This is a genomic window from Thermobrachium celere DSM 8682 (assembly GCF_000430995.1).
GTDB classification, from domain to species: domain Bacteria; phylum Bacillota; class Clostridia; order Clostridiales; family Caloramatoraceae; genus Thermobrachium; species Thermobrachium celere.
Map to the genome: position 1 here is coordinate 1625456 of NZ_HF952018.1, position 16341 is coordinate 1641796.

Genomic DNA, 16341 nt, shown 5'->3' on the forward strand with positions numbered 1-16341 from the left:
TTCCTATTTTCTACTTCCTGGCTTTATATATGGAATTCCTTCTTTACATAATGGACAACTTTCTGGATCATAGGTTTCTAAATCAATCTTTAGGGCACTAAACACTTTGTATCCTATATCTCCTACTGTTCTATCAACAAGACATGCTATTCCAACAACCTCTCCTCCACATTCCTTTACAACCTCTGCAACCTCTAAGGATGACTTTCCTGTTGTAACTACATCCTCTGCTATTAGTACCCTTTCTCCCTCCTTTATTTCAAATCCCCTTCTTAGATTCATAACCCCATCTTCTCTCTCTGTAAAAATTGCTCTTTTATTTAGCTGCCTTCCTATTTCATAGGCTACTATTATTCCTCCCATTGCAGGACCTACCACAACATCTATATCTAAATCCTTTATCTTTTCAACAACTTCCTTTACAACAATCTCTGCCTTATCTGGATACATAAGTACCTTTGCACACTGCATATATCTATTGCTGTGTCTTCCTGATGATAGTAAAAAGTGTCCCTCTAATATTGCCTCTGTCTCTTTAAATATGTTAATCATAATCTCCCTCCTATACTATTCCTCTTATCTCATCTAAGGATTTTATATTTTCCCTTTCCATAAACCTTTCAATTCCTTCAATTATTTCAATACTTGCCCTTGGGTTCATAAAGTTTGCTGTACCTATTTGTATAAGATGTGCACCTGCCATAATAAATTCTACTGCATCTTTATAATCAATAATTCCACCTAGTCCACATACAGGCACATCAACTGCCTTTGAAACCTCATATACCATCCTTAGTGCAATTGGCTTTATTGCTGGGCCTGATAAACCTGCAAAAGTGTTGTTAAAAACAGGCCTTCTTTTATATATGTCTATTGCCATTCCCTTAAAGGTGTTTACTAATGATATAGCATCTGCTCCAGCCTCGACACACTTTACAGCCATATCAACAATATCCTCTGCATTAGGAGATAGTTTAACCATAAGAGGCTTCTTAGTTGAAGCCCTTACAGATTTTACAACCTCCTTTGCAACGCTGGATTTTATTCCAAAATTCATACCACCCTCTTTTACATTAGGGCAGGATATATTAAGCTCAATCATATCTATATCTGTCTTGTCTAACCTTTCTGCTCCCTTTACATAATCCTCTATAGATGAGCCTCCTAAATTTGCTATTATTGGAACACCATATTTCTTCATCCCCTCAAGGTATTTTTCTATGAACTCATCTATTCCAGGATTTTGAAGTCCTATGCTGTTTAACATTCCTCCCCTTACCTCGTGTATCCTTATTCCTTCGTTTCCTTCCTTCTTATTTAGTGTAAGTCCCTTTGTAATAAGACCTCCAAGCCTTGATACATCTATGATTTTTTCATACTCCATTCCAAAGCCAAATGTTCCTGATGCCACAAGTACAGGGTTTTTAAAGTCTATTCCACAAAACTTTACATCAAGCACTAAACATCACATCCGTTCCCTTAAATACTGGTCCATCTACACACACCCTTTTTTTGCCCTCCTTAGTGTTGCAGGCACATCCAAGACAAGCTCCTACCCCACAGGCCATTTTGTTTTCCATAAGAACATATACAGGCGTTGCATAGTTTTTACACATCTCAACAACCCTCTTCATCATAACCTCTGGTCCACAGCATATTACAACATTATACTCAAAGGGATTAAAAATCTCTGTTATAAATCCCTTAAAGTAGCCTTCATCCTTTTCAGATGTAACATATATATTTGTACAATACTTTCTAAATTCATCTATTAAATAGGGGCTTTTATTAAATCCTGCATAAAGGTCAATCTCTCCATCTAGCCCCTTTGCTATCTGAAGCATTGGAGCAATTCCTATTCCACCAGATATTAGTGCTATTTTTCCTTTAAATTTTTGTGTATCAAGTCCATTACCAATAGGTCCTAATACATATACTTTATCCTCAGGCTTTAGACTACTTAATATTTTTGTTCCTCTTCCCTTTACCTGATAAGCAAACTTTACTACTCCATCCTCTACACTATGAACACTTATTGGCCTTGCAAGAATAGGCTCCTCATCCCAAGCCTTAAGCATATAAAACTGTCCTGCCTTAACATCATCACCTATTATTAAGCTTAAAACGTATATATCCTCTTCAACCTTTATGTTTGAATAGACTAAAACCTCTTTATATTCCATTTAAAATCTCCTCCCTCATATTTAATACCTCTTTTCTTGCAGACGCATCAAAGGCATCATCATACTTTTTATATGCAAGAAGAACTGCCCTTGAGGAATTTACAACTCCTCCATTTTTGCCGTTCATAAGTTTTCTTACATCCTCTTTAGTTCCTCCCTGTGCACCATAGCCTGGTATTAAGAAGAAGCTATCTTTATACCTTTCTCTTATATTTACTATCTCTTGTATGTCAGTACATCCTACAACAAAACCTATACTGCTGTATCCATACTCACCTTTATATTCTTTTGCCACTTTATAGAACAAATCTCCAACATGTTCATATACTCTCTTGCCATCATTTAGCCTCATCATTTGTATGTCCCTTGAACCTCTATTTGAGGTTTTTAGGAGTATAAATATGCCCTTCTCCTTATCCTTTACATAGCCTAAATATTCATCTATGCTATCTAATCCCATATAGGGATTTAGTGTTATAAAATCTCCCTCAAAGTCCCCTTCAAAGTGTGCCTTTGCATACATCTTTGCTGTACTTGAGATGTCACTTCTCTTTATATCACATATTGCTATAAGTCCCTTTTGTCTTAAATACTCTAAAGTCTTCTTATAAACTTCAAGCCCACAAATTCCAAGTACCTCATAATATGCTATCTGAACCTTGTAGCAGGAGGCTATATCTTCAGTTGCATCTATTATCCTTCTATTGAAATCAAATAGGGCACTATATTCATCCTTATGCTTTTTTATAAAATCTTGTGGTATATAATCTATTGAAGTATCAAGTCCAACACATACAGGACCTCTTTCTTCTACATATTTATACAACTTGTCTATTATCACTTTCATCACCTCTTTTATAAACAACCCTTCCTGCCTTTATTGTCATTACAACCTCTCCATAAATCTCCATATCGTTAAAGGGTGTGTTTTTACCCTTTGAAACAAAACATCTTGAATCAACTCTATACTTTTTATTTAAATCCACCAAAACAACATCCCCATCAAATCCTACATCTATCTGTCCCTTATTTAACCCCATAAGCTTTGATGGATTTTTAGACATTAGCTTACTTAGGGTTTTTAAGTCAATATGGCCCTCTTTTACAAGATATGTGTAGCATACCGAAAAGGCAGTCTCAAGCCCTGAAATTCCAGGTGCTCCCTTTTCCTTATCCTCCTTTGTATGAGGTGCATGGTCAGTTGCAATTACATCCACATATCCATTCTTTATTGCATATATTAATCTATCCACATCCTCCTTTTTTCTAATTGGAGGATTAACTTTGTAATCATTATCAAATAGAGCTATATGGTGGGGAGTAACCTCACAGGTAACATTTACACCCTCCTTTTTTGCCCTAATTATTTCATTTATCGATTCCTTAGTGCTAACGTGGGCAACATGAAGGGATGCTCCTGTAAATTTTGCAAGGGAGATATCTCTAATTGTCATTATGTTTTCAGACAGCCTTGTATCAACCTTTGAAATGTCCTCATCCTCTGCGTGAGAAATTACAGTTATACCCATCTTTTTTGCCTTCATCATAGCATCCAGCATAACCTTGCTTCTTAATACTCCCTTTCCATCATCTGATATAAACCTTGTTGGAAATTTCAATTCATCAAGATGTGATATATCCGTTCCTTCCATATTTCTTGTGATTGTAACGGTTTGATGAATATCAATTAGATTTATCTCCTTAGATTTTGATATGACGTATTCTAAAATACTACTATTTGAACAGGGTGGATTTGTATTTCCCATTAGATTTACTCCAGTATATCCTCCCTTTACAGCTGCTAAACTTCCTGTTAATATGTCTTCCTTGTAGGTAAACCCTGGGTCTCTAAAATGGCAGTGCATATCCACAAATGAGGGAAGAAGCACAAGGCCCTTCCCATCAATAATGCTACACTCCCTATTAATTCCTAATCCTACTTCCTTTATTACTCCATTTTCTATATAAACATCTAATATTTCATCCCTATTTAAATCTACAACCCTTGCGTTTTTAATTAAAATATTCATATTACACCTCCATATTTGAATAGGCCTCATCACAGTATAAGCATCTATATTCTCCTCTCTCGCTATCAACAAGGTAGAATATATGCTTTATATTAGGCTCTATGGAGGTTACACATCTTGGATTTTTACACTTTATAATATCAACAACCTCTTCTGGCAAAGTAAGTTTTATCTTCTTTGTTATAACTTCATCTTCAATTATGTTTATTGTTATATTTGAGTCTATTAGCCCTAAAACCTCATAATTTAAATCAATTATATTCTCAATTTTTACAATATCCTTTCTTCCAAGCTTACTACTCTCTGCATTTTTAATAAGTGCTACATTATAATCTGCCTTATCAAGTCCTAAATATTTAAATATGTGTATTCCAAGACCAGCCTTTATATGATCTATTACAATTCCATTTTTAATGCTATCTATATTAAGCATTTTCTTCCACCCCCAAAAGTTTCATAATAAGTGCCATTCTAACGTACATTCCGTACTTTGCCTGTTTAAAATAGCAGGCCCTTTTATCTTCATCTACCTCATAGTCAATCTCATTTACCCTTGGAAGTGGATGCATTATAATCATGTCTTCCTTTGCCCTATTTACCTTTTCCATATCAAGTATATAGCTGTCCTTAAGCCTTAAATATTCCTCTTCATTAAAGAACCTCTCTCTTTGGATGCGTGTCATATAGAGTATATCAAGTTCTCCTATAACCTCTTCTAACTTTTCTACTTCTACATACTCTATACCCTTTTTATCTAACACTTCTTTTCTTATATAATCTGGTACTCTTAATTCCTTTGGGGATATTAAAATGAACCTGTTGTTTTCATATCTTGACATGGCCTTAATTAAGGAATGAACAGTTCTACCAAACTTCAAATCTCCACACAGACCTATTGTAAGATTTGAAAATTGGCCCTTTAGACATTTTATTGTAAGAAGATCTGTTAATGTTTGAGTTGGATGTTGGTGTCCACCATCACCTGCATTTATAACAGGAATAGATGAGTACATTGAGGCAAGTTTTGGTGCTCCCTCTTTAGGATGCCTCATAACAGCGATATCTGCATAACAGGATATGGTTCTTATTGTGTCTCTTATGCTTTCTCCCTTTGCAACTGAAGATGAGTTTGGTTCTGAAAAGCCTATTACACTTCCACCCAGCCTTAACATTGCAGCCTCAAAACTAAATCTTGTTCTTGTGCTAGGTTCATAGAAAAGAGTTGCTAAAAGTTTTCCTCTGCAAGCATCTTTAAATCTGTCTTCATCCTCAATTATCTTTTCTGCTAGTGAAAAGATTTCATCAAGCTCGTAAGTTGTAAAATCCATGGGGTCAATTAGGTGTCTTCCCTTTAACATATTATCTCCTCCTTTTTAGCCTCACTGGGCTAATTTAAAGGTATAAAAAATCCTTCCCCTGCGGGAAGGCATAATACACCCGTTGATCTTCTCAACCTTCCCAGCCTCTCTGGACTGTTTTTAAAGGTTTTTATTATAGTACCATATTTTTTATTTCAAGTCAATTATTTTTCAACTCATTAACCAGCTGTTTTATTTTCTTCTTATCACTTTCACTCATACTGTTGTCCTTTAATAATTTCTGTAAATCTTCAACCATTTTTGGTTTTTCAATATATTTATCAGCAAAAACCTTAAGGAGCTTTGATACCTCATCTGTATCAAGTTTAAGTATCTGCCTCATGAATTCATCTGGATTTTTCTTGTATTTATTAAATATAATATCGTTATATATCTTCTGTGCTGATCCTTGTAAATTTTTACCTTGTTTTATAAATTTACTTAAATTATCAAAATCTATTAAATCAAAACTTTTAATTATGGAAAGTATATTATTCTGTTTGTCCTTATCTATTTTAGACAAATCAAGGCCATCTGATTTTATTATTTTCTTAACATCCTCTAGCTTTATATCTGAAAGCTTATTTATAGCCTCTATATTTAAACCTTTGTTCTTCTCTATGTTTTTATATACCATCAAAAGACCAAATACCAATAGCATGAATATTATCAAATTAATAATCCTTTTCAACATATACACCTCCCAAATAATTATATGTTTAGTAATATTTATATTATACATTAAATATAATTATAGTGTAAGTAATATTAGGAGGTCCACTATGGATAAACTCTGCAAGGTTGCATATGTTCTTGTACTTATTGGTGCCATCAATTGGGGACTCATAGGCTTCTTTAATTTAGACCTAGTTGCAACTATATTTGGTGGCCCAGAAGCTATCCTTTCAAGAGTTATCTATGCCCTTGTAGGTCTCTCTGGACTCATCCTAATCTACAAAAAATTAGCTAAAAAGTAAATATGGGCTTTATGCCCATATTTACTTTTTTATAACTTTATTTCATCACCTATTTTTATAACTCCATCTTGAATAGCCCTTATAAACACAGCTGATCTTAACGGGCAATAACTACCATCTTGTACAAGAATACACTCTTTAAAACATTCCTTTTTTCTTACAACTTCAAAATTAATTTGTCCTATTTTAAATATCTGTCCTAATTTTAAATCTAGCTTTTCATCAAGTAAAATATTATATTTATACCTTTTAGAACATAGTCCCTTTGGATTCAATGGCTCATCAAAATAAACTGCACAATCTAACAATTCCTTCCCTTTTTTATATGATCCCTTTATTCCTCCACCCTTTACTACTTCAACCTCTTTTAAATCCAATTCATTACCTGAAACATCTTCTAATCTTATCTTTATCAACCTACTCATTCTATCACCTAAAACACATGTATCATATTTTATATTGTTCAAAATGCTTTCCCTTATAGATAAATGCATTAACTGGGCATTGATGTATACACCTTTGACAACATATACAATTATCTTTAAATTCTATTTTTTCTTTAAAACTTATATTTTTAGTTGGACAATTTTTTACACACTTTAAACATCTAACACAAAGGCTGTAGTCAACATTTAATTTTTTCCTTGCCCATGATTTTGCATATTTTAAAAATAATTCATAGCTTAATTTAGCATATTTTTTCCTAATAGGCGTAACATTCTTAATCCTTGTTTTTCCATTCAAAAAATCTTCTACAATTTCACAGACATATTCCTTTGCTCTCTTCTTTCTTCTTTCAACCTCTTGTTCACTATCCTTATCAAATGCAACAACATAAAAATTATTAGGCATAGTTATATATTCAATTACATCAACAGAAAACCCTTTGTTTTTTAAAATGTCTGCTAATATATTTGCTCCTGATGCTCTTTTTGCTGCTTGGGTTGAAAAAACAATACATCTTCTTCCATTTCCATTTAAAACCTTCTCATTGACCCACTCCATAAAAGGTTTTGGGAACATTTCAGAATGAATACAACCTCCAAAAACTAAAAAGGAATAGTCATCATTAAAACTTATTTTTTTACTAGCATCTATCAAGGTTACACTATGACCTTTTTGTTCTAACGCATCCTTAAAGAGCTTTGCTACAAACTCCGTATTACCCGTTCCCGAAAAATATATAACTGCCCCCCTCAAGTCGTTACCTCCTTCTTACTAGATACAACCTTAAAACTTCATCTTCTGCCTCTATTTTAAAATCATCAACCATCATACCAACTAAATTTGTTTCATCTGATGTATAACAATCACCTGTCAAATTCCAATATAACTCTTCAACCTCTCTATATCTTTGAACAGAAAAAAGTTTATCTAAATGCTCTATAACATCCTGCATCTCTTTTTTATCCTTTAGCCTAACCTTAAATTTTATATTTGTTTCTGCCTCATTAAAATCTATTGTAGATGTAATGTGGCATGTATGAGTATGCTCTATAAAATATTTATATACTTCGTCTACGATCTTTAATATTTTGCTTCTTTCTTTGCTTAACATTTTATGCATTTCTCCTTTCAAATGCATTTATCAATGGAATTAAAAACATAGCTACAAGTCCACCTGCAAAACCGTTGTTATATAAGTTAATTCCTCCATGTAAATATCCAACGCTTAAAGACATAGATACATGTAAAAATCCTGCTAAAACACCCCATAGCACTCCAAATTCACCACTTATAGGTGCTAGTGTTGTGCAAAATAACATAGCTAGAACCACTGCTGGAGAAGTTACACTGTGTACATTTAAATACGATGATATTGCTGCTCCAAATACAACAGGCAATGTGTTATTAAAATGTTTTCCTAAAGCAGCAAAACCTACTATAGTAAATAAAGCTCCAATTGTTGGACCATTTAAGTTACTAATTAGTAGGATAAAAATCATATAAAATATCCCCATAATCCCCATATTAAGCAGTGCAACTTCTTCTCCATAAAGAACTGTAAAATCAGTTACAAGTTTACCTGATGTTTTATTTAATTCCCTTATACTATCTATTTTTAATTTACCTGAAATTTTAAGTGAAAATAAAATCATCAATAAAAATACCAGCATCAAAATAAACTCTACTCCGACATCATTTTTATTATACCACAAAAGCCTCTTTGGAATATCTCCACCAAATGCCCTAACATTACTTACAAGAACCGTTGCAATAAATCCTGCTGTAAGTCCTGTGTTATATAAACAATATCCCTGATGGAACTTTAAGCAGTATGCAGCAAGAGGTGGAAATATAAAACCTAATAGAATTGATATGCCTACACCAAGCATAGTACTAAATATTGGATGTAATATTTCAAGTCCCTTAAACTGAATGAGTGTAGGAGAAAGATTTGTTGAAAAGATAGCAATCAATGCATAATTTAAAAAACTTTCTTTTTTATATTTTGAATACAGCCATACTCCAAACATAACTGGCCAAATATTAACTATATTTTTACCAAACATTGCAAAACCAACACTAGTCCATATAGCTGCAATTATTGCTCCATTTGGTTTTGCCTTTAGAATTAGAAATATAATTGTATTTATTATACCTATTAACCCTGCATTAACAAAGGTTGCTCCAATGCCTCCAACTTCAAAATAGTCTGTTATTAATATATCTGGCTCTTTAATTATTTTAATTAATCCTTCAAAGACATTTAGGAAACCATCATGTACAAATCCAAATGTAATAAAGCATATAAAGATAAATATGAAGAAATAATGTAATCTGTAGTGATTCTTCATAAAATCCCCCTTTAATCCCTTTTGTCAAAATTATATCATAATTTAAAACATTTTGATATAATTTTTAATAAAATATAGGGGAAGTTAAATATTTTTATCAATCTTCAAAGACTACAGGCGATTCAGTTTCTCTACACCATCTAGTTATAATGCACATACTTAGGTTTCTTGGACAAAACTTACATATACAACTGTTATCCTCTCCATTACATTTACCTTCTTTGAAAAACAAACACTTTTTACAATTGCTAGTAATCACATTTACACCTCCAAAATAAAAGGGGTTGAAATTCAACCCCTAACAGCTGCTTCTACCACCTATTCTAAATCCTCTATAATCCTTATTTATTTCAAATCCATTAATTAAAAATGCAAATTCATCCTCTGCAACAAACTTTACCCCTTCATACTCATAAACTTCATCATTTTCACGTTGCTCATCCAGAACAACTCCAAATCTTGGTCCTGCTCATCCAAAACCTTCTAGTGTTATTCTAACAGCTGTCTTTCCCCTTTTTTCAAGCTCTTCCTTAAGCTCCTTTAGTACCTCATCTTTTATTTTAACCTTCATAGTACACCTCCGTCTATAGAATTTTTAAATAAATAACTATTTTCTATTGTTTATTTTAATTATATCATAATATCGCATTATATGGAAATAATTTATTTTCAAATAAAATCATTTTATTATACTAAAAAGCAGTGAGGATATTGCCTCACTGCAGCTTAATCCTTTTACCTCTACTTGACTGTACATCAGCCTTTGGTATTGTAATGGTTAATATTCCATCCTTGTAGTCTGCCTTTGCCTCTTCTGATTTTACTTCAGAAGGAAGAGGCACAACTCTTGAAAAGCTTCCGTAATATCTTTCTACTCTTCTTAGATTTTCGTCCTTATACTCATCAGACTTTTTAAACTCACCTGAAATTCTAACCTCTTCATCATATACAACTATATCTAGATCATCCTTTGATATACCAGGAATTTCTGCCTTAACCTTCACTTCTTTTTCAGTTTCAATTACATCTATTCTAGGCCTTTCAAATTCTTCATAAGAAAAAAGGCTGTCTAACTGTCTTCTTAATCTATCAAATTCCCTAAATGGTTCAATTGGTTTTAAATACATAAAGCTGCACCTCCTTTTATTTTATCTAATATTATTTTTGGAGGGTGCAGCCACATTTAAACAATAAACTTAGTGTTAATGATGTTAATTTTTATATAAGTTTCATAAAATATAAAACTAATAATATGACAGGCTGATGTAGTAGATATATTTCTAATGACTTTTTACTAATACCTTCAATTATTCTCGATTTAATTTCTATAGGTAAAATTCTTTTGCCCTTTTTATAAACTAACCTATAGATTAAAATTCCTAAAATATAATAAATAATATACGGAATAATAGGATAATAATCTATAGAAACAAATCCAGAATACGTGAACCCAAAAGGTATAAGTAAATATGTACTAACAAATACATGTAGTACCACGCGATATATAATATACGCTAAAACTTGTATTAAAATTAATAAATATGTTTTAACTTTGTTAAGTATAACAGAAAATATAGTCATTGTTCCTAAAAAATGTAAAACACCAAATCTAATATAACTATCTTTAAATAAAATATATGAAATTATATTTATCAAAAAAGCATATATAAAAATTTTAAAAGCATTTTTAATAGGTTTTTTGCTAAAGTTACTGCTTATTCCTGAAATTATTATAAAAAGCAAACCTGCTGCTTTACCTAAAAAATACCAAATTCCTGTTTCATAGTTTATATCGACACCTACAAACTCATTTAAATCATAAACAAAATGAAAAATAATCATCAATATAATAGCAATAGTTCTAAACAGGTCAATTTCTCCTATTCTGTTCATAAAATCACCTAAAAATATTATACAGCAACCCTACTCCATCGTCCACATTTGTCACCAAAATATCCAATATTTATATCATTTTCCTTTAGTTCGACTATCTCGCACATATTTGAACAACCATTGCACTTAAAAGTATTTGGTTTAACTGACATATCATATATTCTAAATCCTCTAAAGGAAGTTTTTCCTATATCCTCAATTTGCTCTTTTGCAAGTATAGCTGCTCCAATTGCCCCCATAACATCGTGGTGCTCTGGTACATAAATTTCCATGTTCAAGATCTCTTCGAAGGCCTTCTTCATTCCAATATTTGCTGCTACTCCACCTTGGAAAAATATCTTTGGCTTTATATCCTTACCCTTTGCAACATTGCTAATAAAATTTCTTGCAAGAGCATTACATAGCCCAGCTATAATATCACTTACATCATAGCCTAACTGCTGTTTGTGTATCATATCGGACTCTGCAAAAACAGCACATCTTCCTGCTATTCTAACTGGATTTTTGGATTTTAATGCATATTCACCAAACTTTTCAATAGGTATTTCAAGCCTTTCAGCTTGCCTATCTAAAAAGGAACCTGTCCCTGCAGCACACACGGTATTCATTGCAAAATCCGTAACAACTCCATTTTCAATTGTTATTATCTTACTATCTTGTCCCCCTATTTCAATAATAGTTCTAACTTCTCTATCTAAATTTATTGCTGCTATTGCATGGGCTGTTATCTCGTTTTTGGCTATATCTGCACCAACTAAAACTTTTGTTAGATATCTTCCACTACCTGTTGTACCTACTGCCTTTATATCACTATCTTTATAATACTTACTAAGTTCATATAACCCCTCTTGTACTGCTTTAATTGGTCTTCCCTTTGTTCTTAAATATAATTTATGCATAACATTTAGTTTTTCATCTAAAACAACTATATCTGTACTAACAGATCCTACATCTATTCCTAAATACATAATTTCTTCCTCCCCTCGATTAGATCTAAAAAGGCTTCAACACGTGTATAGTAACCTGCTTCACCAGTCATCTCATCAACAACTAATGATAAAATTGGTATACCGTATCTTCTTTCAATATCTGGCAAAATAGCCTTAGATACAATCTCAGGCATACAACCAACTGGGAAAATTTGAATAAGCCCATCAAAACCATGCTTATAGTTTAATATTGCTTCACCTATACACTCCCTTGCATGACCTCCTATACATAGGCCTAAATACTCTTTGCTTTCTTTATATATCTTGCTAAAATTGATTTTAAGACCAGAAAGCACAGTATTTTTAACCCACCAGCTCGGATATAATGTTCTTCTTGTTGATACTCCTAAATTCATAAGTATATCTTCTATATACATATTAGATAATGGATCTATTATGGTATATATTTCTCCAATTATGCCTATCTTAATTGGATTTTTAAAATTATCTATCTCTATCTTTTTAAGCTTTTCATAGTGCTCTTCTAAAACCTTTAAGGTTTTTTCTGCACCTTTAGCTTCAATTGCCTCCAATTTTACTGTTTTTAAAAGCCTTGCAAACTCTCCTTTATTTTTCTCAAATCCTGCAAAAAATCTACACTCTTTTTCTATGTTATCAATTAAATTGATGGTTTTTACAGCCATCGATAAGGCTTTTATTTTTTTAGCTTTTGATAGTTTACTATCCTTTGCCACCATACTTAATCTATTTAAAAATTCTCTTATACCTATCTTTGCTGGTTCGTCGATAACTATAAACTTTATATCCTTATCTAAAGATAAGAGTATTTTCTTTTGAAGTTCACAATATTCTCCAAATCTACAAGGGCCACAGCTTCCTGTAATAAGAACAGTATCGGCTCCCCTTTGTATACTTTCAACATAGTTTCCAATCATAATTTTAAAGGGCAAACAGACATCATCAGGAGAGTATAAACAGCCTATCTCTAATGTTTTCTTTGAAGAAAGAGGTGGTATTGTGTAGTCAACTCCAAGACCTTCAAACAAAACTTTAGCTGCAATATATGTGTTACCCAAGTGTGGAAAAGTTATATTCATTCTTGGCCCTCCTTTTTAGCAAATCAACAAAAGCTTCAAGTCTTGTATCAATACCCGCTTCGCCTGTGTGTTCATCTATTTTTAAGACTAGATATGGGAAACTTCCTATATCTTTTTTAATTAAGTCAATAGAAAATGAATCTATACCACAGGCAAAGGAGGATACATATATTATTCCATCTATTTTTCCTGTTTCTATAAGAGATATTGCACAGTTATATGTGTTTCTTAAAAAGGTCCAAAAGGGCTTTTTAATTAACCTATATGTATAATCATAAAAATCAACGTTGTCTTCTGTATAAACCGATACTCCAAAGGCCTTTAATTTTTTAATGATATTCATATTTATGAAGTCGTCGTATATTAAATATGGGTGTCCTAACAATAATACTTTTAAGTCGCTATTTTTATAATCTAGATTTCTATATTTATAAAGATTGCTTTTAAATGCTTCAAAGGCCTTTTCAAACTTTTCTTTTTTTATATTTAATGGTTTTACCAATTCATATAGGGATTTTTTTAATGTTTTATTGTCATATGCAACTATAGTTGGTGCAATGATATTTTTTATATCTAATGAATACTTTATCATCTCTGGTAATCCACAAAACTTTGGGCATATAAATTCATTTTTTTGTAGCTTCATTATTCTAGGTACTAATATAAAGTCACATCTATCTCTTAGATACTCTACATGTCCATGGAATACTTTAACTGGAAGACACGCTTCATCAACACAGTTTAAAACTCCTAAATCTAGTATCTCTTTGTTTGTCTTTGGACTTACAAAAGTCGTAACACCAATGTTTTGAAAGAATTCCTGTATAGCATCACGATACTTAATATTTAAAAGTGCATTTGGGATTCCAATAATCATATAACCACCCTCATAACAAAAATTCCCTTTTAATTGTGCCCAAATTTTAAATTTTTTATACGAAAAGCCCCATGAATGATTTGTTTATATTTCATTCATGGGGCTTTCTATATAAAAGTCTAAAAATAATCTATTAGCACTCTATTTCAAGCATTATAGGACAATGGTCTGATCCCATTACATCTGTCAATATTTTTACATCCTTTACCTTATCTATTAAGTTTTTTGAAACAAAATGATAGTCTATACGCCATCCTATATTTTTTTCTCTTGCCTTAAACTTATAGCTCCACCACGTATATTCTATTTTATCTGGATAGAAATATCTATATGTATCAATATAACCACTTTCAATAAACCTATCTATCCAAGCCCTTTCTATAGGTAAAAATCCCGAATACTTTTCATTTGCCTTTGGATTTTTTAAATCTATTTCTCTATGGGCAGTATTATAATCACCACATATAATTAGCTTCTTTCCTTTTTCAACTTCGCTGTTACAATATTCTAAAACTGCTTCATAAAATCTCAACTTATAATCAAGCCTTTCATCACTCATCTGACCATTTGGAAAGTAAATATTAAGTAGAGTAAACTCATCAAACTCTGTTATAACTATTCTCCCTTCCCTATCGAATTCATCAATACCAATACCATGTTTAACATTAATAGGCTTTATCTTTGTATAAGTTGCAACACCACTATATCCTTTCTTATCTGCAAAACTAAAATAGGAATAATATCCTTCTATGTTAGTCAACTCATCTTTAAGCTGATTTTCTTGAATTTTTGTTTCTTGTATACATAATATATCTGGTTTCTCCTTCTCTATCCATTCAAAAAAATTCTTTTGGGCAATAGCCCTAAGGCCATTTACATTCCAAGAATATATTCTCATAATACCACCTCTGTACGTCATTTGTAATTATGTTATCAAATTAATCTACAAAAGAAAAGATACCTAAAAGAAAAAGCTCCATTTTTATGGAGCCTTATACTTTCTAATTCCACCTATGTGTTCTTGCCATCTCCTCATCTGTTTTTAGGAAGTAGTCATATCTAATCATATTTCTATTTGGATATCCATATACAACAGGATCATCAAATGTTACATCTACATGTAGCCACATATCTCCAACCTTTACTTTATTCCATGCATGTGCATCACCATCAGCTGTTCCTATGACTATCAAAGATTCAATTCCAAAATACTTTGTAAGCCTTTGAAATGCTGAAGAATATCCTCCACAAATTGCTTTATTTGTAGTTAACGCATAGTATGCATGTGAATCCCTTGCATACTGAGCTTCATCGTTTGTTTTTAAGAAATCTACATCATAATTGAAGTTATAAGCAATATAATCATGTATAATTTTTATTTTTTCCTCTAAAGTATTTGAAGAATTTATCTGTGCCTCTATTTTAGATGCAGTATTCTTTACTACATCATAAAGACCTACATTCATCTTTAATATTTCATCTTGGCTTAAAGAATATCCAAAAGTTAGTGTTGCACCTTTTGTATCTACCGTATAGCCTATTCTTCTAAGATATCCAAAGTCTGAATAACTATATAGTACATCTTCTATAGCCTCTGTTAATTTTTTAATATCTCCTAAATACAGTTCTTTAGGAATATAAATAGAAGTTCTTGCATCAAATATAGCCTTTGCAATCTCATAACTTAGCTTATTTATATCCTCCTTATGTTTATCCAGAAGAAAAAAATTAAGAGATTTTTTATATGTTTCAGTTTCATATATAGCTTGTACATTATTTGAATTTACATTGTTTTGAGCTGTTTGTATCTTGTACTGAATCTTTAAAGTATATCCTATAAATCTTTTTTTAACAAACACTTTTGTTATATATACTCTATCCACATTATTAATACTACTTGTTTCATTTAATGCCTTCTTTAGTGCACTATCAGTTATAGCTACATTATACCCATTAGATGAAAGAGCTATCTTTGAAACTTTATTTTTCATTTGAGCGTTTAATACTGTTTTATACCTAGTTGCCAAAATCTCTACATGATTTATTTTTGCAGAATAAACCTTCTTTGTAGTTGTTGTCTTCTTTACGACTTTAGCATCAACTGAACTTATACTGAATAAAACTGCAATTAGAATTAGTATGTTAATTGTAAAAAATCTAAGGAGTTTTTTCATCCCA

At 31.8% G+C, this 16341-nt stretch carries 20 protein-coding genes and 1 pseudogene; 1 reads left to right on the top strand and 20 read right to left on the bottom strand.

Annotated features, from left to right (window positions below):
- Positions 1 to 3: 3 nt before the first annotated feature.
- From pyrE to TCEL_RS08520, 8 genes are all read right to left on the bottom strand, one after another.
- Positions 4 to 552 carry an orotate phosphoribosyltransferase gene (pyrE, locus tag TCEL_RS08485; protein WP_018663160.1) on the bottom strand — a complete coding sequence of 183 codons (549 nt, stop codon included), beginning with the start codon at positions 550 to 552 and terminating at the stop codon, positions 4 to 6.
- Positions 553 to 562: 10 nt separating this feature from the next.
- Positions 563 to 1459, bottom strand: coding sequence for a dihydroorotate dehydrogenase (locus tag TCEL_RS08490; protein ID WP_018663162.1), 897 nt, complete (start codon positions 1457 to 1459; stop codon positions 563 to 565).
- Positions 1452 to 2183, bottom strand: coding sequence for a dihydroorotate dehydrogenase electron transfer subunit (locus TCEL_RS08495; protein ID WP_018663164.1), 732 nt, complete (start codon positions 2181 to 2183; stop codon positions 1452 to 1454). Before TCEL_RS08495 ends, TCEL_RS08490 begins: the two co-directional genes overlap by 8 nt.
- Positions 2173 to 3024, bottom strand: a complete 852-nt coding sequence (gene pyrF / locus TCEL_RS08500; RefSeq protein WP_018663167.1) for an orotidine-5'-phosphate decarboxylase — start codon at positions 3022 to 3024, stop codon at positions 2173 to 2175. Before pyrF ends, TCEL_RS08495 begins: the two co-directional genes overlap by 11 nt.
- Complete coding sequence (locus TCEL_RS08505) at positions 3002 to 4213, bottom strand: dihydroorotase (protein WP_018663169.1); 1212 nt, start codon at positions 4211 to 4213, stop codon at positions 3002 to 3004. The genes pyrF and TCEL_RS08505 overlap by 23 nt, the downstream gene beginning before the upstream one ends.
- 1 nt (position 4214) lies before the next feature.
- The gene (locus TCEL_RS08510; RefSeq protein WP_018663171.1) at positions 4215 to 4646 is read right to left on the bottom strand and encodes an aspartate carbamoyltransferase regulatory subunit; all 432 of its coding nucleotides are present in this window, start codon (positions 4644 to 4646) and stop codon (positions 4215 to 4217) included.
- On the bottom strand, positions 4639 to 5571 hold the full coding sequence (pyrB, locus tag TCEL_RS08515; protein ID WP_018663173.1) for an aspartate carbamoyltransferase: 933 nt from the start codon (positions 5569 to 5571) through the stop codon (positions 4639 to 4641). The genes TCEL_RS08510 and pyrB overlap by 8 nt, the downstream gene beginning before the upstream one ends.
- A gap of 160 nt (positions 5572 to 5731) precedes the next feature.
- Complete coding sequence (locus tag TCEL_RS08520; protein ID WP_198010655.1) at positions 5732 to 6262, bottom strand: hypothetical protein; 531 nt, start codon at positions 6260 to 6262, stop codon at positions 5732 to 5734.
- A gap of 91 nt (positions 6263 to 6353) precedes the next feature.
- Between TCEL_RS08520 and TCEL_RS08525 the strand changes: the two genes are divergently transcribed.
- Positions 6354 to 6548, top strand: coding sequence for a DUF378 domain-containing protein (locus tag TCEL_RS08525; RefSeq protein ID WP_040683790.1), 195 nt, complete (start codon positions 6354 to 6356; stop codon positions 6546 to 6548).
- A 29-nt stretch (positions 6549 to 6577) separates the two neighbouring features.
- Here the strand turns inward: TCEL_RS08525 and TCEL_RS08530 are convergent, their stop codons facing one another.
- The 12 genes and pseudogenes from TCEL_RS08530 to TCEL_RS12860 form a co-directional block, all read right to left on the bottom strand.
- Complete coding sequence (locus TCEL_RS08530) at positions 6578 to 7015, bottom strand: hypothetical protein (protein ID WP_040683791.1); 438 nt, start codon at positions 7013 to 7015, stop codon at positions 6578 to 6580.
- Positions 6996 to 7748 (bottom strand): EFR1 family ferrodoxin, encoded by a 753-nt coding sequence (locus tag TCEL_RS08535; RefSeq protein ID WP_018663180.1) that lies wholly within the window; start codon positions 7746 to 7748, stop codon positions 6996 to 6998. Before TCEL_RS08535 ends, TCEL_RS08530 begins: the two co-directional genes overlap by 20 nt.
- A gap of 4 nt (positions 7749 to 7752) precedes the next feature.
- A complete protein-coding gene (locus TCEL_RS12855; protein ID WP_156874041.1) occupies positions 7753 to 8115 on the bottom strand; it encodes a hypothetical protein in 363 nt (120 codons plus the stop codon).
- Complete coding sequence (locus TCEL_RS08545; protein ID WP_018663184.1) at positions 8108 to 9346, bottom strand: DUF1576 domain-containing protein; 1239 nt, start codon at positions 9344 to 9346, stop codon at positions 8108 to 8110. Before TCEL_RS08545 ends, TCEL_RS12855 begins: the two co-directional genes overlap by 8 nt.
- 97 nt (positions 9347 to 9443) lie before the next feature.
- Positions 9444 to 9605, bottom strand: coding sequence for a hypothetical protein (locus TCEL_RS13855; RefSeq protein ID WP_040683792.1), 162 nt, complete (start codon positions 9603 to 9605; stop codon positions 9444 to 9446).
- A gap of 457 nt (positions 9606 to 10062) precedes the next feature.
- Positions 10063 to 10473 carry an Hsp20/alpha crystallin family protein gene (locus tag TCEL_RS08555; protein ID WP_018663186.1) on the bottom strand — a complete coding sequence of 137 codons (411 nt, stop codon included), beginning with the start codon at positions 10471 to 10473 and terminating at the stop codon, positions 10063 to 10065.
- A gap of 91 nt (positions 10474 to 10564) precedes the next feature.
- Positions 10565 to 11239: a heparan-alpha-glucosaminide N-acetyltransferase gene (locus TCEL_RS08560; RefSeq protein WP_018663188.1), complete on the bottom strand. Its 675-nt coding sequence runs from the start codon at positions 11237 to 11239 to the stop codon at positions 10565 to 10567.
- Positions 11240 to 11256: 17 nt separating this feature from the next.
- Positions 11257 to 12210, bottom strand: coding sequence for an acyl-CoA dehydratase activase (locus tag TCEL_RS08565; RefSeq protein WP_040683793.1), 954 nt, complete (start codon positions 12208 to 12210; stop codon positions 11257 to 11259).
- The gene (locus TCEL_RS08570) at positions 12198 to 13286 is read right to left on the bottom strand and encodes a 2-hydroxyacyl-CoA dehydratase (protein ID WP_018663192.1); all 1089 of its coding nucleotides are present in this window, start codon (positions 13284 to 13286) and stop codon (positions 12198 to 12200) included. Before TCEL_RS08570 ends, TCEL_RS08565 begins: the two co-directional genes overlap by 13 nt.
- Positions 13258 to 14247, bottom strand: a pseudogene (locus tag TCEL_RS08575) (acyl-CoA dehydratase activase-related protein); the annotation flags it as partial. The gene TCEL_RS08570 and the pseudogene TCEL_RS08575, both read right to left, overlap by 29 nt.
- A gap of 49 nt (positions 14248 to 14296) precedes the next feature.
- Positions 14297 to 15061 carry an exodeoxyribonuclease III gene (locus TCEL_RS08580; protein WP_018663196.1) on the bottom strand — a complete coding sequence of 255 codons (765 nt, stop codon included), beginning with the start codon at positions 15059 to 15061 and terminating at the stop codon, positions 14297 to 14299.
- A gap of 103 nt (positions 15062 to 15164) precedes the next feature.
- Positions 15165 to 16337 (bottom strand): transglutaminase domain-containing protein, encoded by a 1173-nt coding sequence (locus tag TCEL_RS12860; protein WP_018663198.1) that lies wholly within the window; start codon positions 16335 to 16337, stop codon positions 15165 to 15167.
- Positions 16338 to 16341: the final 4 nt, after the last annotated feature.

Bases quoted from the DNA above. Each gene is read 5' to 3' on its own strand.
- TCEL_RS12860 (WP_018663198.1), bottom strand. From the start codon at position 16,337: ATGAAAAAACTCCTTAGATTTTTTACAATTAACATACTAATTCTAATT.
- pyrB (WP_018663173.1), bottom strand. From the start codon at position 5,571: ATGTTAAAGGGAAGACACCTAATTGACCCCATGGATTTTACAACTTAC.
- TCEL_RS08555 (WP_018663186.1), bottom strand. From the start codon at position 10,473: ATGTATTTAAAACCAATTGAACCATTTAGGGAATTTGATAGATTAAGA.
- TCEL_RS08580 (WP_018663196.1), bottom strand. From the start codon at position 15,061: ATGAGAATATATTCTTGGAATGTAAATGGCCTTAGGGCTATTGCCCAA.
- TCEL_RS08505 (WP_018663169.1), bottom strand. From the start codon at position 4,213: ATGAATATTTTAATTAAAAACGCAAGGGTTGTAGATTTAAATAGGGAT.
- TCEL_RS08570 (WP_018663192.1), bottom strand. From the start codon at position 13,286: ATGAATATAACTTTTCCACACTTGGGTAACACATATATTGCAGCTAAA.
- pyrE (WP_018663160.1), bottom strand. From the start codon at position 552: ATGATTAACATATTTAAAGAGACAGAGGCAATATTAGAGGGACACTTT.
- TCEL_RS08525 (WP_040683790.1), top strand. From the start codon at position 6,354: ATGGATAAACTCTGCAAGGTTGCATATGTTCTTGTACTTATTGGTGCC.
- TCEL_RS08510 (WP_018663171.1), bottom strand. From the start codon at position 4,646: ATGCTTAATATAGATAGCATTAAAAATGGAATTGTAATAGATCATATA.
- TCEL_RS08495 (WP_018663164.1), bottom strand. From the start codon at position 2,183: ATGGAATATAAAGAGGTTTTAGTCTATTCAAACATAAAGGTTGAAGAG.
- TCEL_RS12855 (WP_156874041.1), bottom strand. From the start codon at position 8,115: ATGCATAAAATGTTAAGCAAAGAAAGAAGCAAAATATTAAAGATCGTA.
- TCEL_RS08560 (WP_018663188.1), bottom strand. From the start codon at position 11,239: ATGAACAGAATAGGAGAAATTGACCTGTTTAGAACTATTGCTATTATA.
- TCEL_RS08545 (WP_018663184.1), bottom strand. From the start codon at position 9,346: ATGAAGAATCACTACAGATTACATTATTTCTTCATATTTATCTTTATA.